The 22,190-nt window shown below is 70.1% G+C and carries 20 protein-coding genes and 1 tRNA gene; 11 read left to right on the top strand and 10 right to left on the bottom strand.

The annotated features are described in order from the left end of the window. Positions 1 to 25: 25 nt before the first annotated feature. Genes AS25_RS04250 through AS25_RS04240 form a run of 3 tightly spaced genes read right to left on the bottom strand, consistent with a single transcriptional unit; the run spans position 26 to position 2,016 of the window. Positions 26 to 643, bottom strand: a complete 618-nt coding sequence (locus AS25_RS04250; protein WP_035962028.1) for an energy-coupling factor transporter transmembrane component T family protein — start codon at positions 641 to 643, stop codon at positions 26 to 28. Further along, positions 640 to 1,383: an energy-coupling factor ABC transporter ATP-binding protein gene (locus AS25_RS04245; protein ID WP_084117991.1), complete on the bottom strand. Its 744-nt coding sequence runs from the start codon at positions 1,381 to 1,383 to the stop codon at positions 640 to 642. The genes AS25_RS04250 and AS25_RS04245 overlap by 4 nt, the downstream gene beginning before the upstream one ends. Further along, on the bottom strand, positions 1,384 to 2,016 hold the full coding sequence (locus tag AS25_RS04240; RefSeq protein ID WP_035962026.1) for a biotin transporter BioY: 633 nt from the start codon (positions 2,014 to 2,016) through the stop codon (positions 1,384 to 1,386). 347 nt (positions 2,017 to 2,363) lie between these two features. Between AS25_RS04240 and AS25_RS04235 the strand changes: the two genes are divergently transcribed. Next, positions 2,364 to 3,962, top strand: coding sequence for an ABC-F family ATP-binding cassette domain-containing protein (locus AS25_RS04235; RefSeq protein ID WP_035962025.1), 1,599 nt, complete (start codon positions 2,364 to 2,366; stop codon positions 3,960 to 3,962). A gap of 115 nt (positions 3,963 to 4,077) precedes the next feature. Here AS25_RS04235 and AS25_RS04230 read toward each other — a convergent pair whose 3' ends face one another. The 4 genes from AS25_RS04230 to AS25_RS04215 all read right to left on the bottom strand — a co-directional run bounded on the left by AS25_RS04230 (position 4,078) and on the right by AS25_RS04215 (position 7,251). Beyond that, positions 4,078 to 5,187, bottom strand: a complete 1,110-nt coding sequence (locus AS25_RS04230; RefSeq protein ID WP_035962023.1) for an alcohol dehydrogenase catalytic domain-containing protein — start codon at positions 5,185 to 5,187, stop codon at positions 4,078 to 4,080. 109 nt (positions 5,188 to 5,296) lie between these two features. Next, a complete protein-coding gene (locus tag AS25_RS04225; RefSeq protein ID WP_035962021.1) occupies positions 5,297 to 6,271 on the bottom strand; it encodes an SURF1 family cytochrome oxidase biogenesis protein in 975 nt (324 codons plus the stop codon). Next, positions 6,271 to 6,723: a hypothetical protein gene (locus AS25_RS15205; protein ID WP_172644400.1), complete on the bottom strand. Its 453-nt coding sequence runs from the start codon at positions 6,721 to 6,723 to the stop codon at positions 6,271 to 6,273. The genes AS25_RS04225 and AS25_RS15205 overlap by 1 nt, the downstream gene beginning before the upstream one ends. Before the next feature lie 57 nt (positions 6,724 to 6,780). After that, on the bottom strand, positions 6,781 to 7,251 hold the full coding sequence (locus AS25_RS04215; protein WP_259864961.1) for a DUF3099 domain-containing protein: 471 nt from the start codon (positions 7,249 to 7,251) through the stop codon (positions 6,781 to 6,783). 160 nt (positions 7,252 to 7,411) lie between these two features. Here AS25_RS04215 and fabG point away from each other — a divergent pair, with 160 nt between their 5' ends. The 3 genes from fabG to AS25_RS04200 all read left to right on the top strand — a co-directional run bounded on the left by fabG (position 7,412) and on the right by AS25_RS04200 (position 9,168). Further along, positions 7,412 to 8,137 carry a 3-oxoacyl-ACP reductase FabG gene (fabG, locus tag AS25_RS04210; RefSeq protein WP_035962016.1) on the top strand — a complete coding sequence of 242 codons (726 nt, stop codon included), beginning with the start codon at positions 7,412 to 7,414 and terminating at the stop codon, positions 8,135 to 8,137. Between the two features lie 43 nt (positions 8,138 to 8,180). Then, on the top strand, positions 8,181 to 8,936 hold the full coding sequence (locus AS25_RS04205; protein WP_035962015.1) for an SDR family oxidoreductase: 756 nt from the start codon (positions 8,181 to 8,183) through the stop codon (positions 8,934 to 8,936). A gap of 146 nt (positions 8,937 to 9,082) precedes the next feature. Then, positions 9,083 to 9,168, top strand: a tRNA-Leu gene (locus tag AS25_RS04200). Positions 9,169 to 9,392: 224 nt separating this feature from the next. Here the strand turns inward: AS25_RS04200 and AS25_RS04195 are convergent. Beyond that, on the bottom strand, positions 9,393 to 10,148 hold the full coding sequence (locus tag AS25_RS04195) for a TVP38/TMEM64 family protein (protein WP_253270467.1): 756 nt from the start codon (positions 10,146 to 10,148) through the stop codon (positions 9,393 to 9,395). Between the two features lie 178 nt (positions 10,149 to 10,326). On the opposite strand from AS25_RS04195, the gene AS25_RS04190 reads away from it, so the two are divergent. The 5 genes from AS25_RS04190 to AS25_RS04170 all read left to right on the top strand — a co-directional run bounded on the left by AS25_RS04190 (position 10,327) and on the right by AS25_RS04170 (position 16,328). After that, on the top strand, positions 10,327 to 12,558 hold the full coding sequence (locus tag AS25_RS04190) for an MMPL family transporter (protein ID WP_084117990.1): 2,232 nt from the start codon (positions 10,327 to 10,329) through the stop codon (positions 12,556 to 12,558). Positions 12,559 to 12,668: 110 nt separating this feature from the next. Then, on the top strand, positions 12,669 to 13,598 hold the full coding sequence (serB, locus tag AS25_RS04185) for a phosphoserine phosphatase SerB (RefSeq protein ID WP_035962013.1): 930 nt from the start codon (positions 12,669 to 12,671) through the stop codon (positions 13,596 to 13,598). Positions 13,599 to 13,664: 66 nt separating this feature from the next. Then, positions 13,665 to 14,447, top strand: a complete 783-nt coding sequence (locus tag AS25_RS04180) for an ABC transporter ATP-binding protein (protein WP_035962011.1) — start codon at positions 13,665 to 13,667, stop codon at positions 14,445 to 14,447. A gap of 9 nt (positions 14,448 to 14,456) precedes the next feature. After that, positions 14,457 to 15,362, top strand: coding sequence for a sulfite exporter TauE/SafE family protein (locus tag AS25_RS04175; RefSeq protein WP_035962009.1), 906 nt, complete (start codon positions 14,457 to 14,459; stop codon positions 15,360 to 15,362). 135 nt (positions 15,363 to 15,497) lie between these two features. After that, the gene (locus AS25_RS04170) at positions 15,498 to 16,328 is read left to right on the top strand and encodes a TrmH family RNA methyltransferase (RefSeq protein ID WP_035962007.1); all 831 of its coding nucleotides are present in this window, start codon (positions 15,498 to 15,500) and stop codon (positions 16,326 to 16,328) included. Positions 16,329 to 16,467: 139 nt separating this feature from the next. On the opposite strand, the gene AS25_RS04165 is transcribed toward AS25_RS04170, so the two are convergent. Continuing rightward, entirely contained in the window at positions 16,468 to 18,468 is a 2,001-nt protein-coding gene (locus AS25_RS04165) for a S8 family serine peptidase (RefSeq protein WP_172644406.1), read from the bottom strand. A gap of 195 nt (positions 18,469 to 18,663) precedes the next feature. Further along, positions 18,664 to 18,924 carry a type B 50S ribosomal protein L31 gene (locus AS25_RS04160; RefSeq protein ID WP_035962003.1) on the bottom strand — a complete coding sequence of 87 codons (261 nt, stop codon included), beginning with the start codon at positions 18,922 to 18,924 and terminating at the stop codon, positions 18,664 to 18,666. Between the two features lie 150 nt (positions 18,925 to 19,074). On the opposite strand from AS25_RS04160, the gene AS25_RS13730 reads away from it, so the two are divergent. Together AS25_RS13730 and lplAB are read left to right on the top strand one after the other, a co-directional pair. Beyond that, the gene (locus AS25_RS13730) at positions 19,075 to 21,102 is read left to right on the top strand and encodes a hypothetical protein (RefSeq protein WP_156960890.1); all 2,028 of its coding nucleotides are present in this window, start codon (positions 19,075 to 19,077) and stop codon (positions 21,100 to 21,102) included. Next, on the top strand, positions 21,103 to 22,167 hold the full coding sequence (gene lplAB, locus AS25_RS04150; RefSeq protein ID WP_035962001.1) for a lipoate-protein ligase LplAB: 1,065 nt from the start codon (positions 21,103 to 21,105) through the stop codon (positions 22,165 to 22,167). Positions 22,168 to 22,190 lie beyond the last annotated feature (23 nt).

The raw sequence follows: 22,190 nt of genomic DNA, 5'->3' as shown, positions 1-22,190 counted from the left end.
GCCTCCGCGTCGCGTGCGCGGGGGCTCACTCGAGTCCGCGCGCGGCGAGCGCCTCCCCGGTGCGGTGCGCGTAGTCCACGGTCGCGATCACGGCCGGTGTCACGAGCTGCACGGGGGACGGGCGCACGGTGCGTGCCGCGGCGGCGTCGCGCAGCCCGGAGAGCACGCCGAACAACCAGGGCACCGAACGGATCATGAGTGAGACCGCGAGCCCCACCCGCTCGGGGTCCACACCCAGCCGGCGCAGCGGTGCGCACAGGGTGACCAGGCCGTCGATGAGTCGGGGCAGCGGTGTGGTGGTGATGAGCAACCGGGTGATCCCCACGACGGCCAGCAGGGAGAGCACGACGTCCGCCGCGCGGGCCGGACCGTTGGCCACGAGGTGGTAGAGACTCAGCACGCCCACGAGCAGCAGGAGTGGGCGCAGGGAGCGGGCCCACCGCCGTAACCCCAAACCACAGACCGCGGACACCACCGCGCTGAGCGCGAATGCCGCGAGGGACACCGGCCACGCGCGCACGGCCATGATCGCCACGCACGCGCCGAGCAGCACCACGGTCTTGAGCCACAGGGGACTGCGATGCAGGATCGAGGTCCCGGGGACGTACGTGCCCAGCAGGTCGTCGGCGCGCGACCTCCTCACGCAGTCTCCCCGGGGAAACCGTGCGCGCACCACGCGCGGTACCGGGGGAGCACGAGCTCGGGCGGACCCTGATCGAGGATCCGCGCCTCGTGGACCACGACCACGTGCTCGGCGCTCTCGGCGAGGTCGAGGTCGTGAGTGCTCACAAGTTGCTGCTGGGGTAATCCGTCCAGCAGCTCTCGCAGCTTGAGGCGATTGCGCAGGTCCAGCAACGTGGTGGGTTCGTCCAGGATGAGCACCCGGGGTTCCACGGCGAGCACGGCGGCCAGCGCCACGAGCTGGCGTTCCCCGCCGGAGAGGTCGAACACGCTGTGGTGTGCGCGGTGCTCAAGCCCCATGCGGCGCAGCCAAGACAGGGCCTGCTCAGCGCGTTGCACCCGGTCCGGGACGCGACGCCGCAGGGACAGTTCGATGTCCTCGAGCGGTGTGGGCATCAGGATCTGGGAGGCCGGATCGGTGAACACGAACCCCACGAGCGAGCGAGCCTCCCGGGGGAAGGCCACGGGGTCCACGCTGCCCGTGAGCACCACGCCCGAGGTCGGGGTCACGAGCCCGTTGAACAGCCGCAGCAGCGTGGACTTGCCGGAGCCGTTGAGCCCGACCACCGCGGTGCGCGGCGCGGTGAACTCACACGTGACCCGGTCCAGGACGGTCACGGGACCCGCGGGTCCCTCCGCCGTGACGGTGACGTCCGCGCAGTACAGGGGCTCGGAGGAGCCCGGTCGTCGTGCGGGCTGCACTCAGAGGACCGCCCCGGCCATCCGGGGGAAGGCACGGTGCACGGCCACCGCGATCAGGGCCGCCACGAGTGCCTTAACCAGGTCACCGGGGACGAACGCGAGATCGGTGAGCAGCGCCGCCCGAAGGGACAATCCCGCGGTGAGCATCATGCCCACGATGCCCATGACGTGGGAGAGCACGAGACCAGCGAGCGCCGCACCGAAGAGCGTGATCACCAGCCCGCCACGGCGTTCGGGGGCGGCGGAGGTGGAGCCGGCGCGGCGTCGTACGCGTTCGGCGCGCACGCTGCGGTGGGCGAGCGCACCCACGAGGGCGGCGGCGAACGGGAAGGAGAGCAGATAGCCCACGCTGGGCCCGCCCAGGACGGCCGGTCCGCCCACGAAGCCGGCGAACACCGGGACGCCGAGCAGACCCACGATCACGTACAGCGCCAGGGCGGCGAAGCCGCGGCGGCTCCCGAGGATCATGCCGGTCAGGTACACCCCGAGGGTCTGCAGTGTGATGGGCACCCCGAGCGCACCCACGGGGATGGCGGGAGCGAGCGCGAGCACGCACGTCAGCGCGGCGAACACGGCGATGTTGGCCAGGTCGAATGAGGTCACGGTGCGGGTGTCGCGCGCGGGTGCTGTCATGGTCCGCAGTCTAGTGGAGCCCGGTGGTATGGGCCGACGGCGCCCGCCCACCCTCGCTCGCCCGACCGCTCCTGCTCATCCGGCGGGTCACACGGCCCGTGCACCGCGCCGACACCTCACGGGACGACGCTGCATGGGTCGCGGGTGCCCCGCGCGCCGGCAGCGCCCGCTCATCGAGTGGATTTGCGACCGTGAGTAGACTGGTGCGGGATCCCGCAGCGACGGGATTTCTGTCTGTCCCGGGTGCGTTCATCCGGAGCGATCCACGAAGCGCCGCACGCCGAGCACGGTGTGCGGCGTCGTCCCGGGACCACTCACTCGACCGCCCCACGAAAGGCCCTGCACCGTTGATCACCGTCACGAACCTCGAACTGCGCGCCGGCGCGCGATTGCTCATGGACGAGGTGAACTTCCGGGTGGACAAGGGCGACAAGGTGGGCCTGGTCGGGCGCAACGGGGCTGGCAAGACCACCATGACCAAGGTGCTCGCGGGGCTCACGCTGCCCGCCGCGGGTGAGGTCACGCGGTCGGGATCGATCGGGTACCTGCCGCAGGACCCCAAGGTCGATGACATGGACCAGCTGGCCCGGGACCGCATCCTGTCCGCGCGTAACCTCGCCGGTGTGATCACCAAGCTGCGCCGCGCGGAGGAGGAGATGGCCTCCGAGGACGACGCCGTGCGGGCCAAGGCCATGCGCCGCTACGACCGCCTCGAGTCCGAGTTCCTGGCCGGCGGCGGCTACGCCGCGGAGTCCGAGGCCGCGACCATCACGAGCAACCTCAACCTGCCCCAGCGCGTGCTTGACCAGCCCCTGCGCACGCTCTCCGGTGGGCAGCGTCGCCGTGTGGAGCTCGCCCGGATCCTGTTCTCGGACGCGGACACCATGCTCCTGGACGAGCCCACCAACCACCTGGACCACGACTCGATCGTGTGGCTGCGCGAGTTCCTGCGTTCCTACCAGGGCGGGGTCCTCATGATCTCCCACGACGTGGACCTCATGGAAATGGTCGTGAACAAGGTGCTGTACCTGGACGCCAACCGCTGCGTGGTGGATGTGTACAACATGACGTGGAAGAACTACCTCCAGCAGCGCGACCAGGACCAGGCCCGCCGCAAGCGTGAACGCGCCAACGCGGAGAAGAAGGCCGGGGTGCTCATGGACCAGGCCAACAAGATGCGCGCCAAGGCCACCAAGGCCGTGGCCGCCCAGCAGATGATCCGCCGAGCCGAACGGCTCATGGCCGGGATCGAGGGTGAACGCGTGCAGGACAAGGTCGCGGCCATCCGCTTCCCCAAGCCCGCCGATTGCGGCAAGACCCCGCTCATGGCCAAGGGCCTGTCCAAGTCCTACGGCTCACTCGAGATTTTCACCGATGTGGACCTCGCGATCGACCGCGGTTCCCGCGTGGTCGTGCTCGGGCTCAACGGCGCGGGCAAGACCACGCTGCTTCGCATGCTCGCGGGCCAGGCGGACCCGGACACCGGCGAGGTGGTCGCGGGTCACGGCCTGAAACTCGGCTACTTCGCGCAGGAACACGACACCCTGGACACCGAGCGCACCGTCCTCGAGAACATGAAGAGCGCCGCACCGGACCTGCAGGACACCCAGGTGCGCACGATCCTCGGCTCGTTCCTGTTCCAGGGCGACGACGTGGACAAGCCCGCCGGGGTGCTCTCCGGCGGCGAGAAGACGCGACTCGCACTCGCGACGCTCGTAGCGTCGTCGGCGAACGTGCTGCTGCTGGACGAGCCCACCAACCACCTGGACCCCGCGTCCCGGCGGGAGATCCTCAACGCGCTGCACAGTTACGAAGGCGCCGTGGTCCTGGTCTCCCACGACGAGGGCGCCGTGGAGGCGCTCGAACCCGAGCGCGTGGTCATGCTCCCCGACGGCGTGGAGGACCTCTGGAGCCAGGACTACCAGGACCTCATCACCCTCGCGTAGCACGGGCGTCCAGCTGCGGCCGCCGGAGGACCAACGGGCCTGGCGCGCCGCGGGACTTTCCGCGGCGCGTACGGTGCGGGGACGTACACCGCTCCCGCACCCGGCGCGGCGGGGCTCAGTTCTCGAACAGTACGACCTGGCGCACTGCTCGGCCCTCGGCGAGGGCGTCGAGACCCTCGTTGATCTGCTCGAAACCGATCCGCTGGGAGATCAGCTCCTCAATGGGTAGCTTCCCCTCCCGCCACAGTCCCAGGTACACGGGGATATCCCGCGAGGGGACCGCCGAACCCAGGTAGGAACCCACGATCGTGCGCGCCTGCGCGGTGAGCCCCAGCGGGGAGATCGTGGACCGGGCGTCCGGCGAGGGCAACCCCACCGTCACCGTGATGCCCCCGGGCGAGGTCGCCGCGACCGCCGTCTCGAACGCGCGGGGGTGGCCCGCGGCCTCGATCACCACGGCCGCCGTCACCCCCTGCTCGGCGAGCTCCTCGGGGGAGTACACCGCGCTTGCTCCGAGTTCGACGGCGCGCGCGAGCTTCTCCGGGTTCGCGTCCACCCCGATCACCGGGCCCTTCTCGAGCGAGACCGCGGTCAGCAGCGCAGCCATGCCCACGCCGCCCAGACCCACGATGAGCACCGTGTCACCGTCGTCTGGACGGCCCGCATTGATCACGGCGCCGCCGCCCGTGAGCACCGCGCAGCCCACCACGGCGGCGATCTCCGGGGGCACGTCCTTGTCCACGGGCACCACCGATTGGCGGTTGACCACCGCGTGGGTCGCGAAACCCGAAACCCCCAGGTGGTGAAACAGCTCCTCCTCACCGCGGTGCAATCGGCGGGCATCGCCGGGCAGCAGCCCGGCGTCGTTACTGCGGGAACCGGGACCGCACGGCAGCTTCCCGTCCGTGGCGCATTGGTCGCACTCCTCGCAGCGGGGCAGGAACACGGTCGTGACCTGGTCACCCACGGCGATGTCCGTGACACCCTCACCCACCGCCTCCACGATCCCGGAGGCCTCGTGTCCCAGCACCATGGGCGTGGGACGCACCCGGTTGCCGTCCACCACGGACAGGTCCGAGTGACACAGTCCCGCCGCCCGGACCTGGATCAGCAGCTCGCCCGGACCGGGGTCCGCGAGCTCCACCTCCTGGAGGCGCAACGGATGGGACTCGGCGTACGGGCGCGGCAGCCCGATCTCCTCGAGCACGGCGGCGGTGATCTTCACGGCGACTCCTTCATCACGGGTGACCCGTCCGACAAGGCAACGTCCGCTCGGGCGGACCGCCCGCCTGGACGGCTCCCTCGGGTGCCGTAAGCGGGCGCGGGTCTGCGTCTCAGTGTCGCCTGTCGGCCTCGAGGGCGTCCAGCAGGGCGTCCTCCTCGTCCTCGTTGCTCACGCCGGTGGAGGCACGACGCCGCTTGGGCCGGTACAGCGACTTCAGGTGCGCCGGCATGTCGTCGGCCATCTGCAACTGCCGGATGATCAGGGACTCGTCCATTTCCCCGATGTAATTGCCGTCGGCGTCGTAGTACTGCGCCAACCGGCGTTCCACCTCCGCGGCGTACGCCCGATCCCACTCCAGGTTCTTCACGTGCTGGCGCGCCGAGTACCCGTACGCCACGAACACCAATACCGCGAACGCGTACCACTGCAGCGAGTACGACAGATGCGGGCCGTACTCGATCGCCGGGCGCTCGCCGGCCTGCGGTGTCACGCTCGCGGGGGGATCCTCGGCGATCAGTTCGCCGTACCCGCCCGTGGCCAGGGCGCCGCCCCACTGCTCGGCGAAGGCCGGCAGGTCGATCGAGGCTGCCTGCCCCTCGGGCGCACCGCGGTCCACGGTGCCCTCCGTGGGGCGCAGCCGGGCGGTCACGGTCACGGTCCCGGACGGGGGAGGGGGCACCGCGGAGGGCATCCCGTTCGCGGAGTCGTCCGTGGGGATCCAGCCGCGGTCGATCGCGATCACGGGTCCCTCCACGGTGCGGAACGGGACCAGGACGTCGTAGCCCACGCGCCCGTCATGCGGGCGGTTGCGGATCAGCACGGTCTCCTCGGGCAGGTACGTTCCCCGCAGCTGCACGGGGTGCCACGTCCGGGAGTCGTCGTAGTCCTGGAACAGCGGGATGCCGCGGGCGGAGTCGTACGCCGGGGCGTCGTAGTTGTTGCTGATCTTGGCGTTCTCCGCGACCAGGTGGTCGTTGCGGGACATCTGCCAGTGGGCCAGGTAGAGGCACAGCACCGCGGCCACGCAGCACAGCGCGAACCAGCCGAGCCACGTGGGGGTGCCCAGGAACTTGTACTTGCGCATCAGTGCGTGCGCCCCGATCCCTCGGGTCGGACGACGCCGCTGTCCCCGGCCCCGGCGCGGCCGTCACCCGCGCCGGGCTCGTGCGAAGAGTCCTTGTGCGGTGAATCCTCGCCCGTGGGATCCCCGGGTGAGGTCCGGGGCGGGGAGTCCTGGCTCGCAGCGGCGTCGGGCGTCGCGTCGTCGGGGGCCCCGAACGGGGTGATCGTCTTCAGGAAGCCGCGCTGGCCCAGGAAGTCGGCCAGGTGCTCCCGGTGCTCGTCGCACGCGAGCCACGCCTTGCGGCGCTCGGGGGTGTGCACGCGGGGGTTGTTCCACAGCAGGGTCCACTGCGCGGGTCGCGAACAGCCCCTGCGCGAGCACACGGCCTCGGGGGCCGCCGCGCGGGGGCGGGGTGCGGCGTCGTCGGGCGCGGGGCGTTGCGGGTCCAGAGAGCCGAGCAGATCGAATCCCACGGTGAAGAAGTCCTCCCGGAAATCGTGCGGTGCGGTGGGCGCGGGGGCGGGCCCGCTTCAGTTGCGGCGCGTGGCCGCGCGGGGCGGGGGCAGTTCGCGCTGCGGGGGCGGGACGGTGTACTCCCCGTCCACGACCACGGTCTCCGGGTCCGGTGCCCGCTCCTGCGTCTCCGCCGTGGTGGGCAGCTCGGTGCGCGTGGGCGGGCGGTACGCGGAACCCGAACGTTCGGAGCGGTCCGCGCCGCGGTTGGCCATCATGACCGCGAGCCACGGCAGGATCGCGGCGCCCAGCACGAGCAGGATCCGCGCGATCAAGTTGTCGATCAGCACCACTCCGATGATGCACACCACGCGTAGCGCCATCTGGAAGGAGTAGACCTTCATGCGGTGCGCCATGTCGGTGGTGTGCGGATCCGCCGCCGAGGTGATCGAATGAACCTCGGTGGAACCATGCGACTGCGGCTGGGAACGTGAGATGGGAACCGGTCCTTCGGCGAACGATCTGGGGGTGTACCCGCGGGGCGACACTGCCACGGCTGACTGTGAGCGTACTGACCATTGTCTCACCGTTGTGTGTGGCGCCCAAGCGGGGGATGTCCGCCGGTCAGAGGCCGGTTAGGATGCTGTGATGTCTTGATACGAGGGTGCGCTTCCCCCGCCGCGCCCGCCCCTCCACGGAAGGTCCACCATGTCTGACCAGTCCTTCGCCGCTCGCACCGTGCTCGTCACCGGAGGCAATCGAGGTATCGGCCGCGCGATCGCGGAACGGTTCATCGCCGCCGGGGACAACGTGGTGGTCACCTCGCGCTCCGGTGGGGACGGACCCGACGGCGCGTACACCGTGCAGGCGGACGTCACCGACACCGCCTCCGTGAACGCGGCCTTCCGGGAGATCGAGGGGAAGTTCGGTCCCGTGGAGGTACTCGTGGCGAACGCCGGGGTCACCAAGGACACCCTGTTGGTGCGCATGAAGGACGCCGATTTCCAGGACGTGATCGACACCAACCTCACCGGCGCGTTCCGGGTGGTGCAGCGCGCGACCAAGGGGTTCATGCGACTGAAGCACGGCCGGATCATCTTCATCTCGTCCGTGGTGGGGTACACGGGCGCGCCGGGTCAGGTGAACTACGCGTCCTCCAAGGCCGGCCTGGTCGGCATGGCCCGCGCCATCACCCGCGAACTCGGTTCCCGCGGGATCACCGCCAACGTGGTGGCCCCCGGCTACATCGACACCGCCATGACCCATGAGCTCTCCGACGAGGTCAAGGACAACTACCTCTCCATGATCCCGGCCCAGCGTTTCGGGCACGTGGAAGAGGTCGCCGGAGCGGTGGAATACCTTGCCTCCGACGCCGCGGCCTACGTCTCCGGCGCTATCATCCCCGTAGACGGCGGGTTGGGCCTGGGGCACTGATACCGCCGATTCCCGCACCCGCACCCCTCGAAGGAGAAACCGCATGAGTTCAGTGGCAGGCAAGACCGTGGTCATCACCGGATCCTCGCGAGGCGTGGGCGCGGACACCGCCAAGATCCTCGCCGGTGAGGGCGCCAACGTGGTGGTCAACTACCGTCAGAAGGCCCCCCGGGCCAACAAGGTTGTCAAGGAGATCACGGAGGCCGGCGGCCACGCGATCGCCGTGCAGGCGGACATCACGGACGCCGAGTCTCGCGCGGGTCTGTTCCGTGCCGCCGTGGACGAGTTCGGTGGCGTGGACGTGCTGATCCTCAACGCCTCCGGGGGCATGGAGACCGAGATGGGCGAGGACTACGCCCTGCGGCTGAACCGTGACGCCCAGAACGACACCCTCACCGAGGCCCTGCGGGTGCTTCCCGAGGGTGGCCGCGTGGTGTTCGTCACGAGCCACCAGGCGCACTTCATCAACGACGTGGAGACCATGCCCGAGTACGAGGCCGTGGCCAAGTCCAAGCGCGCCGGCGAGGACACTCTCACCGCGCGTGTGCCCGAGCTGCAGGACAAGGGCATCGGCTTCGTGGTGGTCTCAGCGGACATGATCGAGGGCACCGTCACGGCCACGCTGCTCAACCGGGCCCGCCCGGGAGCACTCGACGAGCGCCGCGAGGCCGCCGGGAAGCTCTACACCGTCAATGAGTTCGCCCAGGAGATCGCCGCGATGGTCACTGCGGACGTCCCCACCGGTCACGTGGAACTCGTGGGTGGCGCGGAGGACTTCCTGGCGCAGGCAGGTCGGTAGCACCCGCACCGGGCCGTGCTCCCGAGGAGTGCACGGTTCGGCCCCGGTCGAGTTCGAACGGACCGCGCAACTGTGGTAGGTTTCTTGTCGTTGCCACGGGCCGAGAAGGTTTCCGGGAGATCGGAAACGCCGCGGTTCGGACACCTGCGCGGGTGGCGGAATAGGCAGACGCGCTAGCTTGAGGTGCTAGTCCTCGTATTAGAGGGTGGGGGTTCAAGTCCCCCCTCGCGCACACGATTCGGGAAGCCCCCAATCCGGAGACATGAGTTCCGGGTCGGGGGCTTTTCGCATGCCCGCCCGAACGCCCGGGGCGGGATGCGTCTCGGGGGCGGGGTGCGCTAAGTACATCTGAGGCCCGAAACCGCACCACATCAGCCGTGGAGCCTGCCGTATCGGGGCACAGATGTATGTGGGCCGGGGCGGACCCGGTCAGGCGTCGGCGGTGCCCTCCGCCGGCTAGTGCCCTCTGCGGTTCTGCGCGGCCACCGAGCGCCAGCGGCGAAACGCGATGATCGTTGCCACGACACTCACCAGGCACGCCACACCGAACACGATCAGGTGTGCCCACGTGGGATCCGTGGCCAGCGCCCCGAGCCCCACGAGGGCCACCTGTCCGGGGATCACGGTCAGGGCACTCGCGGAGAGGAACACGCTCTGGGAGATTCCCAACGCGCCGCATCCGTAATTGACCGGCCAATAGGGGATCCCGGGGGCCAGTCGAAGCGTGGCCACAGCCTCGAAGCCCGCCCCGGTGAGGTAGTTCTCCACGGTGTCCGCGTGCTTGCCCATGATCTTGCGGGTTGTCTGCTTCCCGAGTCCCCGCGCGAGCCAATAGCCACCCCAGCCGCCGATCAGCGCGGCCACGACGGAGAACACGCTGCCCAGGGTTGCACCGAAGAGCACGCCGGCCGTGACCGCCATGATCGTCACGGGGATCGGGGTCATCGCCACGAGCGCGTAGATCAGGATGAATACGAGCCACCCGGCCCAGCCGTACCCGTCGATCGTGGCCTCGAGCTCGCCCTGGCTGGGCAGGTCCACGGTGAACGCGAGCCACACCATGAGGACGAGCACCAGGATCAGCGCGGCGTTGCGGGCCCACGTGACCCAGCTGCTCATCGAGTCGCCGTCGTCCGGGCCGGAGGATGCGCTCGAGGCCTCCCCGGTCGAGGAGTCGTCCCGGGAGGGTTCGGGCTGGAAACGGGTGGCCACGGGCACCCACTGTACGACCAGCATCCACGGGCGGGCGTTTGTGGCCCCCGATGACCGCGAAGGTGACGGGTGTACCCCCTACGATGGGAGCAGCTGCCCGCAGCGCAGCGTCGTCGGAGTCGGCCCCGCGGGGGCACGACCGGTGACCACCCTCGCGCCGAGACCCCACAGGTGAGACATGCCCAGTAGCCCCACCCGCCCCGTCCCCGAGCACGCGGAAGACGCCAAGAGCGCCGGTCCGGAGGCGGGCGGAAAGCGGCCGAGCTGGGTGCGCCGGCTCATCCCCGTGGTGCTCGTGCTCGCGTGGCTGGGCGTCATGGGTGTGGGCGGGCCCACGTTCGGCAAGCTCTCGGACGTGGTCTCCAACTCGCAGGCGGACTTCCTGCCCGTGGACTCGCAGGCCACGCAGGTCCAGGACCGGCTCGGGGAGTTCCAGGACTCGGATGGGGTGCCGGCCATCGTGGTCATGGAGTCCGAGGACGAGATCACGCCGCGGCAACTGCGCGCGATCGGGACGAAGGCGCAGGCCCTGGGTGAGATCCAGGACGTCCTGGAGGTCTCCCCGCCCATTCCGAGCGAGGACGGCAAGGCGGTGGAGATCATCGCCCTGGTCAGCTCGGAGGCGGACACCGGCACCGTGGTCGAACACCTGCGCGAGCGACTGGCCGAGGACACCCCCGAGGGGCTCACGGTGGCCGTGACGGGTCCGGCGGGACTCGTGGCGGACCTCTCGGCGGCGTTCGCGGGGATCGACGGGCTGTTGTTGATCGTGGCCCTCGTGGCGGTGCTCGTGATCCTGGTGATCGTCTACCGCTCTCCGCTGCTGCCGTTCCTGGTGCTGCTCACGAGTGTGGCCGCGCTGTGCGGGGCGATCATCACCGTCTACTTCCTGGCCCAGCAGGGCTGGATCGATCTCAGCGGGCAGACGCAGGGGATCATGTCGATCGTGGTGATCGGTGCGGCCACCGACTACGGGCTGCTCTACACCGCGCGGTTCCGCGAGGCCCTGCACCACACGCCGTCGCGCTGGACCGCGACCCGTATGGCCTGGAAGGGCACCGTGCCCGCCGTGCTGGCGTCCGGGACCACGGTCATCGCGGGTCTGTTGTGCCTGCTGTTCTCCGCCCTGACCTCCAACCGCGGCGTGGGTCCGGCCACCGCCATGGGCGTGGTCTTCGCGATCCTCGCCGGTCTCACGCTGCTGCCGGCGCTGCTCGCCCTGTTCGGTCGGGTGGCCCTGTGGCCCAAGATGCCGCGCGTGGACGAGAACCCCGAGACCCACGAGCAGGCCATGAACCCCTACGACCACAAGGGGCTGTGGCCCTCCGTGGCGCGCCTCGTGGACCGGAGGTCGCGCGCGGTATGGCTCGCGTGCGCCGTCGTGCTGGGCGCCGCCGCCGTGGGCGCGAGCCAGCTCGACGCGGACGGCGTCCCGCAGTCCGAATTCGTGCTGGGGGAGTCCGAGGCCCGCGACGGTCTGGCGGTCATCGAGCGTCACTTCCCGGGCGGCGCGGGGGATCCCGTGTACGTCCTGGCCCCGCAGGAGGACGCCCAGGCGGTTGCCGAGCGGTTGTCCCAGGACGACGACGTCGCGTCCGTCGCGTTCACCGCCCAGGACTCCCCGAGCGGGACCCTGCCGTATCCCACGCCGCAGGGCGGACCCCTGGCGAACGCGGAACCCACCGTGAGCAACGGGGACGTACTGATCCAGGCGACCCTCACCTACGCGTCCGACTCCGAGGAGGCCCAGGCCACGGTCACCCGCTTACGCGACGATCTCGCCGGGATCACCCCCGACGCGAAGATCGGCGGGACCACCGCCGTGCAGGTGGACACGATCGCCGCGTCCGAACGTGACCGCGCGCTGATCATCCCCATCATCCTGGCGGTGATCCTGCTCATCCTCATGGTGTTGCTGCGCAGCATCCTGATGCCCGTGCTCTTGATCGCCACCACCGTGCTGTCCTTCTTCTCCGCGCTCGGCGTGGCCACCCTGGTGTTCCACCTCATGGACATCAACCAGGCAGACCCCACCGTGCCACTGTTCAGCTTCGTGTTCCTCGTGGCGCTGGGGATCGACTACAACATCTTCCTCATGAGCCGCGTGCGCGAGGAAGTCGTCACCGCGGGCCACCGCAAGGGCGTGCTGGCCGGACTCATCACCACCGGCGGGGTCATCACCTCCGCGGGCATCGTGCTGGCCGCGACGTTCGCCGCGCTGGCCGTGCTGCCCATCCTGTTCCTGGTGCAGCTGGCCATCATCGTCACGATCGGCGTGCTCATGGACACGATCATCGTGCGCTCGCTGCTGGTGCCCGCCCTGGCCCTGGACATCGGCCCCCGCTCGTGGTGGCCCTCGCGCGTGGGCACCCCCGGGAAGCACCGCGCCCTGCCGACGACGCCGCGCTGAGTCTTCCTAACGCCGCTCGGCTTACGTGCCCGAGGCCCGGGAACGGGCCGAGGGGCGTCGTGCCGGTGCCTTCTTTGTGCGCGCTTCCGCGGGGCCGATAAACTGCGACCATGTCCCTGAACTGTGCTGTCGTCGCCCTGGCCGTGTCCCCGGAGGACGGTGCCACCGAAGCCGTCCTCGACGCCGTGGAACGTGCCGGTGCCGTGGTCGAGACGCACAACTGGGTGCGGGTCACGGGGACCGCGTCGGACGGGCAGGCTGCGGACGTGGAGGGCTACAACGCCCTGACCGTGCGCGTGCAGACCGAGGACCCGCAACAGTTGCGCCGCGCCCTGCAACCGGACCCGCAGCGGCAGTTGCTGCCTGGGATCGACCTCAACGTGGTGCCGCACACCTGGTTCGACCAGTCCCGCAAGAAGCTCGTGGTGCTGGACGTGGATTCCACGCTCATCCGCCAGGAGGTCATCGAACTGCTCGCCGCCCACGTGGGCCGCGAGGCGGAGGTCGCCGCGGTCACGGAACGGGCGATGCGCGGTGAGATCGACTTCGCGGCGTCCCTGCGCGAGCGCGTGGCCGTCCTGGAGGGACTGCCCGCCTCGGTGATCGACGACGTCGCTGCCGCCGTTCGGCTCTCGCCCGGAGCCAAGGTGCTCGTGCAGACCCTGTTGCGCGAGGGACACGCGGTGGCCGCGGTCTCGGGCGGCTTCAGCCAGGTGCTGGACCCGCTCGCGGCGCGCCTGGAGCTCACGCGCGCGGCCGCGAACGAGCTCGAGATCCACGATGGCGTGCTCACGGGACGCGTGGCGGGGCGGATCGTGGACCGCGCCATGAAGGCGGAGGCTATGGGTCAGTGGGCCCAGGAATTGGGCGTGGCACCGGAGGACGTCATGGCCGTGGGGGACGGCGCCAACGACATCGACATGGCCCACGCGGCCGGGCTGTCCGTGGCGTACCGGGCCAAGCCCGCGCTGCGGGAGGTCGCGGACACCCAGGTGAGCATCCCCAACCTGGACGCCCTGCGCTTCTTCCTGGATCTGTGACCGAGCCGGGCTGCCACGGAGCGCCGGACCGCGAACCGGCGCGCGCGGGGCACTAGAGTTGCCGTCATGAGTTCAGTGCTTGATCTGGTGGACGTCACGGTGGTCCGCGGCGAGAAGACCCTGTTGGACGGCGTGAACTGGACCGTGCGGGACGGGGAACGGTGGGTCATCCTGGGCCCCAACGGCGCGGGTAAGTCCACGCTGTTGTCGATCGCCGCCGCCCGGTTGCACCCCACGCGCGGCATGGTGGACATCCTCGACGAGATCCTCGGCGCGGTGGACGTCTTCGAGCTGCGTCCGCGGATCGGCGTGAGCTCCGCACCCCTGGCCGGTCAGATCCCGCACGCGGAGACCGTGGCCAACGTGGTGCTCACCGCGGCGTACGGCGTCACGGGGCGCTGGCGCGAGGAGTACGACGACGCGGACGTCCAGCGCAGCGAGGAACTGCTCGAGGTCTGGGGTCTGGGGGCCCTCCGTGAGCGCAAATACGGAACCCTGTCCGAGGGGGAGCGCAAGCGTGTCCTGATCGCCCGTGCCCTGATGACCGACCCCGAACTGTTGTTGCTGGACGAACCCGCCGCCGGCCTGGATGTGGGAGGCCGCGAGAAGCTCGTGCAGCGCCTCGACGAACTCGCCCGGGACGAGGCCGCCCCGGCCATGGTCATGGTGACCCACCACCTCGAGGAGGTCCCGGACGGGTTCACCCACGCGCTGCTGTTGCGTGAGGGTGCGATCGTGGCGGCCGGTCCCGTGGCGCAGGTGATGACGCAGAAGAACCTCTCCCACACCTTCGACATGCCCCTCAAGCTGGTGCGCGTGGCCGATCGTTACGCGGCGTTCGCCCGCTGATCCGCCTCCATGCTGACACTGTCCTCCGCCATGGTCCCCGCGGAGTTCTTCGGTTCCGGCGGGACCGTAGGCTTCGAGTGGTGGCAGGTGCTGCTGATCCTCGTGGCCGGCTTGTGGGCCGGGACGATCAACACCATCGTGGGGTCCGGCACGCTCGTGACGTTCCCGGTGCTCGTGACCATGGGGGTTCCCCCGGTCACGGCGTCCATGTCCAACGCCATGGGGCTGATCGCCGGTAACCTCACCGGCGCGTGGAGCTACCGCAGTGAACTGCGTGGGCTGACCCGCACGCTGTTGAAACTGCTGCCGTGTTCGATCCTGGGCGGGGTGATCGGCGCTTCCCTGCTGCTGCACCTGCCCGAGGAAGTCTTCGGTGTGGCCGCGCCCGTGCTGATCGTGGTCGCGCTGCTGTTCGTGGTGTTCCAGCCCAAGCTCCAGGCCAGGGTCCGCGAGCGCAAGGAACGTCAGGCGCGGGACGCCGCGGCCGGCGGCCTGGATGCCCCGCGGGCGGGGAAGACGGCCACGGACACCGAGGCCGTGGACCGGTCCAAGCAACCCTTGATGTTGTACGTGCTCGTGTTCTTCGCGGGCATCTACGGTGGGTACTTCGTGGCCGCGCAGGGCGTGTTGCTCGTGGGCATCCTGGGTGTGTTCCTGCTGGCCCCGCTGCAATCGGCGAACGCGGTCAAGAACGCCCTGGTCGCGGCGGTGAACATCGTGGCGGCGGTGTCCTACGTGCTGCTCGCCTTTGACCGGATCAACTGGTGGGTCGTGGTGTTCATCGCCCTGAGCTCCACTCTGGGGTCGTGGTTGGGCGCCAAGATCGGTAAGCGGCTGTCCCCGATGGTGCTGCGCACGGTGATCGTGGTCCTGGGGCTCGTGGCCCTGGCCAACATGGTGTCCAGCCTGCTCTGACGCACCCCCGACCGTACTCTGAGCCCGCCGCGCCGGGTCGGCCCGTCTCAGGCCCTCCCGGATCCCACGCACCGTCCAGGCGCACGCACGGCACGCACCGGAACGAACCCCGACCCCGACACCCCAGGAAGACCCGTGACCTCACCCGCACCCCTGTCCGAGCGTCTCGTCCAGCTGAGCGACCCCGCCGATCCCCGCGTGGCCGACTACACGAGCCTCACGGACGTGTCCCTGCGCCGCAAGCTCGAGCCCGAGCGTGGGCTGTACCTCGCGGAGTCCTCCAAGGTGCTGCGCCGTGCCATGGACGCCGGGCACCGGCCACGCTCCTTCTTCATGGCGGAGAAGTGGCTGGACGGGCTCCGTGACGTGCTGGAGGCTCACGACGTGCCCGTGTACGTGGGCACGGACGAGGTGCTCGAGCAGATCACCGGTTTCCACCTGCACCGCGGGGCGATGGCCGCGATGCACCGGCCGGCGCCGCTGCCCCTGGAGAACGTGCTGGCCTCCGCGCGGCGCGTGGCCATTCTGGAGGACATCGTGGACCACACGAACGTGGGGGCGATCTTCCGTTCGGCGGCGGCCCTGGACGTCGACGCCGTTCTGGTCACCCCGCGCTGCGCCGACCCGCTCTACCGCCGTGCCGTGCGGGTGTCCATGGGAACCGTGTTCCAGGTCCCGTGGGTGCGCCTGGAGCACTGGACCGCGGATCTGCAGCAGGTCAAGGATGCAGGGTTCCTCACGGCGGCCCTCGCCCTGTCCGACGACGCCGTCACGGTGGACGAGCTCGCGGCCGAGCACCCGGAGAAGTTGGCGCTGATCCTCGAGACCGAGGGCCAGGGGCTGAGCGCGGCCACGCTGCATCACGCCGAGCGGCACGTGATCATTCCCATGAGCCACGGCGTGGACTCGCTCAACGTGGCCGCGGCGAGCGCGGTGGCGTTCTGGGAGACCCGCCCGCGGGACTAGCTGCACGGGCGGCGGGGCGGTGGCGCTGCGCCGTCGGCGGATGCGGGGTGGGAATGTCCGCAGGGCGGCTCCCCGGGAAGGGAACCGCCCTGCGGCGTTGTCGATGTCCCTCACGAGGGAGGGGCGACCGGGGGAGGGGTCAGCGGGTGGTCCACACGCCGCGCTGGGGGGTCCAGTGGGCGGTCACGCCGTTGGAGAAGCGCTGGAGCACCTCGCCGCCGCTGCGGTATTCATCCGTGACGGGCCAACCCCATCCGCGTTCGAAGCCCGCGCGCTTCCACGCGCCACCGATCCCGCCGGTCTCCTTCACGGCATGAGGGCCCGTGGCGGGGGTCCACAGCACCTTGGTGAGCGAGGACCCGTTGCGGAAGAGCTGGTAGGCGCCGCCGGGGACCCGGCGCTCGTCCGAGCTGGGGTACCCGTAACCGCGCTCGCGGCCGGCGGAGATGAACCTGGAACCGATGGCCGTGGGGTTCTCCACCACGTAGGCGCCCGTGGAGCGGCTCCAGTAAATGGTGGTCTTGCGTCCGTTCTTCACGAACTCCTGGTAGCGACCACCGTTGGCGGCGTTGGCCTCGTTCATCACGGGGTTGCCCCACTTGGCGGCGCCACCGGTGGCACGCCACTTGGAACCGATCCCACCCGCGGCGGTGTAGGACGCCTGGACGGTGGTGCGAGGCGTGACGGCGCGCACGGCGGCGGCGGGGTCCAGGTTGAGCGAACCCAGCGGGCCGCTCGCGGTGGAGGTCAGCAGCTGCTCGATCCGCGCAGGGGTGAGCCCGGGGTCCCGCTGCTTCATGAGCGCCACGGTGCCGGAGACCAGTGGGGTGGCCATCGAGGTCCCGTAGAGGTTGCCGTACGTAGGAGCACCCGGGACCGTGGTGCCGGAGTTGAAGGTGGAGAGCATGGGGTTGGCGGCGGTCCCGCCCGGGGCCAGGATGTCCACGACCGCGCCGGTGTTGGAGTAGCCGGCGGTGTAGCCCGTGGTGTCCGAGGCGCCCACCACGATGGTGTTCGCGCAGTTGGCGGGAGCCGTGCCACCGGCGTTGACCGAGCTGTTGCCTGCGGCCACGACCACGGGGACCTTACGGCTGACCGCGGTGTTGATCGCGTTTTGCATCGTGGTGCCGCACTGGCCCGGGTAGTTCAGGGACAGGTTGATCACGGCCGCGGGATTGCGGTTGGCCGACTGTCCGGCCACGGGAGCACCCGCGGACCACGAGATGCCGTCAGCGATGTCCGAGACCCACCCATTGGTGCACTTGCCGAGCACACGCACGGGGAGGATCTTGGCGCCGGGTGCCGCGCCGCTGATCCCCGCACCGTTGTGGGTCACACCGGCGGCGAGTCCGGCCACGTGGGTCCCGTGCCACGAGGAGTTGCGGGCTCCCGCGGAGCACTCGCCGGGAGCACTCCAGTCACCCTCGTCGCGGGGGTTGGCGTCACGCAGGTCGTAGTCGCGGGAGAGGTTCGTGTCGTTGATGAAGTCCCGTCCGGGCACCACCTTGGAGTCCAGGTCCCCGTGCGGGGTGATCCCGGTGTCCAACACGGCGATGGTCTGTCCGTTGCCGCGGGACATGTCCCACGCGGCGGGGAAGTTCACGCCGCCCTGCTGGGGGAGCAGGCTCCACTGGAACTGTGTGTAGGTGTCGTTGGGCACCCAGGACGCGGAGGCGAGCCTGTCCGCTTCCGCGTATTCGACGGCGGGGTTCGCCTCGATCTCGCGCACGAGGTCCTTCTGCTCGGACTCGTCCAACTCGCGGTCCAGTTTGATGACGTCCGCTCGCGCGGTGGTCTGCTTGACGTGTTCCTCGACCTCGGGGGTCTTGGCGTCACCCAGCGCCTGCTGGGCGGCGGTGTCCACGACCTTCTCCTTGGCGGCCTCCGGGGCCGCTGTGTCGCGGAACTTCACGATCACGCGATCGGATTCGGTGGGCGGATCCGAGGGCACCGTGGCGGCGGGGGCATCCGGGCCGGCGGCCGGGTTGGTGGGTGCGGCCACGGCGGGTTGTGCCGTCAGTGCCAATGCGGCGGTGACGGCGAGAGGCAGGACCGCGCGGCGCACCAGGGCGCCCATGGAACCAATCGACGGAGGAGTTGTGGCAGGGGGCAGGGGGGAGTGCAGGTGTGCAGAACTCATAGGTGGGGGAGACCTTTCGGTGGTCCCGGCACGAAAGAGGGGGGAGCACCGGAACCTGGGGGGATAGAGCCTTGACCATCCTAGGGGAGAGATCACATTTTGGTGACGATTACATGTTTCATGTCGCCACGTGCCCGCACACGACGACGCCCGGCCCACCGAAGGGTGGACCGGGCGTCGGGGGAGAAGTCGGACTTACTTGCCGGACTTCCCGAAGTTCGCGAACCGCTGGTTGAAGCGCTCCACACGACCGGCGGAGTCCATGATGCGCTGCTTGCCGGTGTAGAACGGGTGTGACTCGGAAGAGATCTCCACCTCGATGATGGGGTACTCGTTGCCGTCCTCCCACGTCTCCGTCTTGGAGGAGGTGGCGGTGGAACGGGTCAGCACGACCTTGCCGGACGCGAGATCGCGGAACAGGACCGGGTGGTAATCCGGGTGAATGTCAGCCTTCATGGTGTCAACCTTCTGTAGGTGTCTGGATTTTGCCAGGCACGGCGTTGCTCGGATGCGGCGCACCCGAACGTGGGCACACCAACGCACTATGATACGCCCGTGGCGACGCACAGTCGATCCGGGCCGCGCGCATCCCGGTACGCTGGGCCCGTGAGGACCTCCCCCCGCCCTCCCGTCACCCCGGGGCGCACCGCACCGTCACCCAATCCGTCCCGTTCGTCGCAGGCCCCCGCGTGCTCCGGGCCGAGCGCATCGTCCCTCCCACACCGCACACTCCCGGTACGACGCCGCGCGCTCGCCATCCTGAGCACCGTCCTGTTGGGCGCGACCGCCTGCGCGGGACCGCAGCCCGACCCGTCCGCGTCGTCGGCGCCCGAGCCCACCGGACCCGTTCCCGGGGTGGCCCGTAATGCGCCGTTGCATGCCGTGGACCCGGGTCTCGTGGTGGCCGCCCGGGACATCCCCGAGACCTATCCGGGGAGTGCACCCCGGGACGGGGATCCCACAGCCCGGGTGACCCTGGGCCGGACGAGTCCCGGGGACGAGGACTACCGGCACGGTTCCGTGGGGCTGTCCTTGGAGTCCACGGATCTGGCGGACCCTCGGCTGGAGGAGGACAATCACGACCTCGTCTCGATCCTGCAGTCCCTCCATGAACCGACCCTGCGCTTCGGTGGCAACTCCACGGACCGGCGGTTTTTCTTCACCTCGACCGACGAACCGATCCCCACCGAGTGGCCCCTGGCCAAGGGGGAGAAGATCACGAAGGTCACCCCGACGGACCTGGAACGCGTCGCGGCCCTTGCCCGCCGTACGGGGACCTCCGTGATCCTGAGCGCCAACCTGGCCCGCTACGACCCGGACCGGGCGGCAGATCTGGCGGCGCACGCGCGTGCGGCGTTCGGGGACCGGCTCGTGGGGCTGATGATCGGTAACGAGCCCAACGGGTTTCACCGGGGCTCGGACGATCCCCTCAACGTCAAGGGACCGGAGTGGAACCGGACGGTCTACGCTCGTCAACTCACCGCCTACGCCCGCGCGGTGCACCGGAAGGTTCCGCACCTGCGCATCGTGGCACCGGGGGCCTATTCCGATCCGTGGTGGGAAGTCGCCGCCGGGGCCCCGGGCACGGCTCCCTTCGCGCTCGCACTGCACCAATACCCACTCTCCGAGTGTGGGACGCGATGGACCCGGCAGAAGCCCACGGTGACCAACGCGGTGGCCCCGCAGACCCGCGAGCGCGTGGACGCCCTGGTCTCCCGCGCCCGCTCCGCGGCGGACGAGCACCGCGTACCGCTGTGGATCACCGAGACCTCGCTGTCCTCGTGCCCTGGCGGGAACCAGATCACGGAGACCCTGGCCGCGGCCGTCTACCATGCCGACTACTCGATGCGTGTGCAGGCCCTGGCCGCGGAGCGGGTCACCGCGCACTCGTCCCTGGGCCCGTGTCACGGCGGCCCGCCCATGTCCCCGCTGTGCTCGGACGGCACCGTGGGCTCCCCGGGCGAGCGCTTCGGGCTGCGCGCCAACGGCCTCGCGCTCGCGTTGATCGCGAGCATCCCGCAGGGCACCATGACGCCCGCGCGCGCCGGTTCCGAGGACCTCACCGCATTCGCGGTCAGCCACCCGGACGGGAGCACCTCGCTCGTGCTCTCCGACTTCCGGGACCCGGCCACCGCGGGCCCCCGCACCACCACGGTGCGCACACCCGCCGCGGTGCAGCGCGTCACCCAATCCCAGCTGCGCGGCGGCTCGTGGCGGGCCACCGCCCCGGCGGGCGACGCCGCGGACCCGCACGGCGCGTCCGGGAGCCCCTCGGCGCAGGGGACGGGGGCTCCCGCACCGGACGACGCCGCGGCGTCGTACCCCGCGGACCCGCGCGTGCACCTGAGCGTGGAGAACGCCCTGCGCCCCGCGGACGATGACGCGGTGAGCGTGGACGGCTACGGCCTGCCCATCACCCCGCCCGCGGACCGACCCGAGGTCGCTGGGGTGCGGTCGGGAGCGACGTCGTTCGCGGTCTCGCTGCCCCCCGGCACCACCACGGTGCTTACCATCGAGACAAAGCACGCCACGGCCCGGCCGAGCGCCACCGCATCACCCTCCGGGGACGGAACCCCCGCCCCGAAGGCCACATCGGGGACGCCCCGAGCCACCACACGCAGCGGAGGTCAGTGAATGAGCACGACGAGCGCGCACGGGGAGTACAAGGTCCCCGGCGGGAAACTGGTGGTCGCGGACTTCGACGTCACGGACGGACACCTGGAGAACGTCTCCATCAACGGGGACTTCTTCCTGGAACCGGACGAGGCGCTCGCGGACATCAACGCGGCCCTGACCGGTCTGGCCGAGGACACCGCGCCGCAGGACATGATCGAGCGGATCGAGGCGGCCGTGCCGCGCGACGCCGTGTTGTTCGGCTTCGACGCGCGCGCCGTGGTGATCGCGGTGCGCCGAGCGCTGGCCCGGGCCACGAGCTGGTCCGATCACGCGTGGGAGGTGATCCCCGCGCAGGTGCGCCCCACGCTCGAGAACCTTGCGCTGGACGAGGTGCTCGCCAAGGAGGTGGGCGCGGGACACCGCAACCCCACGCTGCGGATCTGGGACTGGGACGAACCGGCGGTGGTGATCGGCTCGTTCCAGTCCGTACGTAACGAGGTGGACCCGGAAGGGGCCGCGCGTCACGGGGTACAGGTGGTACGCCGGGTCTCCGGGGGCGGGGCCATGTTCATGGAGGCCGGCAACTGCATCACGTACTCGCTGTACGTGCCGCAGACCCTGGTGGACGGGATGAGCTTCGCGGATTCCTACCCGTTCCTGGACGCGTGGGTCATGCAGGGCTTCGCGGACCTGGGGGTCGAGGCGTTCTACGTACCGCTCAACGACATCGCCACACCCCAGGGCAAGATCGGGGGAGCGGCGCAGAAGCGCTTCGCCAACGGCGGGATGGTGCACCACGTGACCATGAGTTACGACATCGACGCCGAGAAGATGACGGACGTGTTGCGCATCGGTAAGGAGAAGCTCTCGGACAAGGGCACCCGTTCCGCGAAGAAGCGTGTGGACCCGTTGCGACGGCAGACGGGGATGGCCCGCCGGGACGTGATCTCGGCGCTGACCCGCACGTTCACGGAACGCTACTCGGCCGGTGTTGGTAAGGTCTCAGACAGCGAACTCGCCGCCGCCCGGGAGCTGGTGGAGCACAAATTCGGTACCGAGGCATGGATTCACCGCGTGCCCTAGGTACTATGTGCGAAAGCAACCAG

It is taken from the genome of Kocuria marina (genome assembly GCF_000786655.1).
Lineage (GTDB): Bacteria > Actinomycetota > Actinomycetes > Actinomycetales > Micrococcaceae > Kocuria > Kocuria marina_A.
Note: the sequence above shows the minus strand (reverse complement) of the source record. Positions and strands in the feature narration are given on the sequence as shown.

What these genes read in the sequence shown, in the direction of transcription:
- AS25_RS04240 (WP_035962026.1), bottom strand. Translation starts at nt 2,016, where the DNA reads ATGACAGCACCCGCGCGCGACACCCGCACCGTGACCTCATTCGACCTG.
- AS25_RS04225 (WP_035962021.1), bottom strand. Translation starts at nt 6,271, where the DNA reads ATGCGCAAGTACAAGTTCCTGGGCACCCCCACGTGGCTCGGCTGGTTC.
- fabG (WP_035962016.1), top strand. Translation starts at nt 7,412, where the DNA reads ATGTCTGACCAGTCCTTCGCCGCTCGCACCGTGCTCGTCACCGGAGGC.
- AS25_RS04205 (WP_035962015.1), top strand. Translation starts at nt 8,181, where the DNA reads ATGAGTTCAGTGGCAGGCAAGACCGTGGTCATCACCGGATCCTCGCGA.
- AS25_RS04190 (WP_084117990.1), top strand. Translation starts at nt 10,327, where the DNA reads ATGCCCAGTAGCCCCACCCGCCCCGTCCCCGAGCACGCGGAAGACGCC.
- serB (WP_035962013.1), top strand. Translation starts at nt 12,669, where the DNA reads ATGTCCCTGAACTGTGCTGTCGTCGCCCTGGCCGTGTCCCCGGAGGAC.
- AS25_RS04180 (WP_035962011.1), top strand. Translation starts at nt 13,665, where the DNA reads ATGAGTTCAGTGCTTGATCTGGTGGACGTCACGGTGGTCCGCGGCGAG.
- AS25_RS04175 (WP_035962009.1), top strand. Translation starts at nt 14,457, where the DNA reads ATGCTGACACTGTCCTCCGCCATGGTCCCCGCGGAGTTCTTCGGTTCC.
- AS25_RS04165 (WP_172644406.1), bottom strand. Translation starts at nt 18,468, where the DNA reads ATGAGTTCTGCACACCTGCACTCCCCCCTGCCCCCTGCCACAACTCCT.
- AS25_RS04160 (WP_035962003.1), bottom strand. Translation starts at nt 18,924, where the DNA reads ATGAAGGCTGACATTCACCCGGATTACCACCCGGTCCTGTTCCGCGAT.
- lplAB (WP_035962001.1), top strand. Translation starts at nt 21,103, where the DNA reads ATGAGCACGACGAGCGCGCACGGGGAGTACAAGGTCCCCGGCGGGAAA.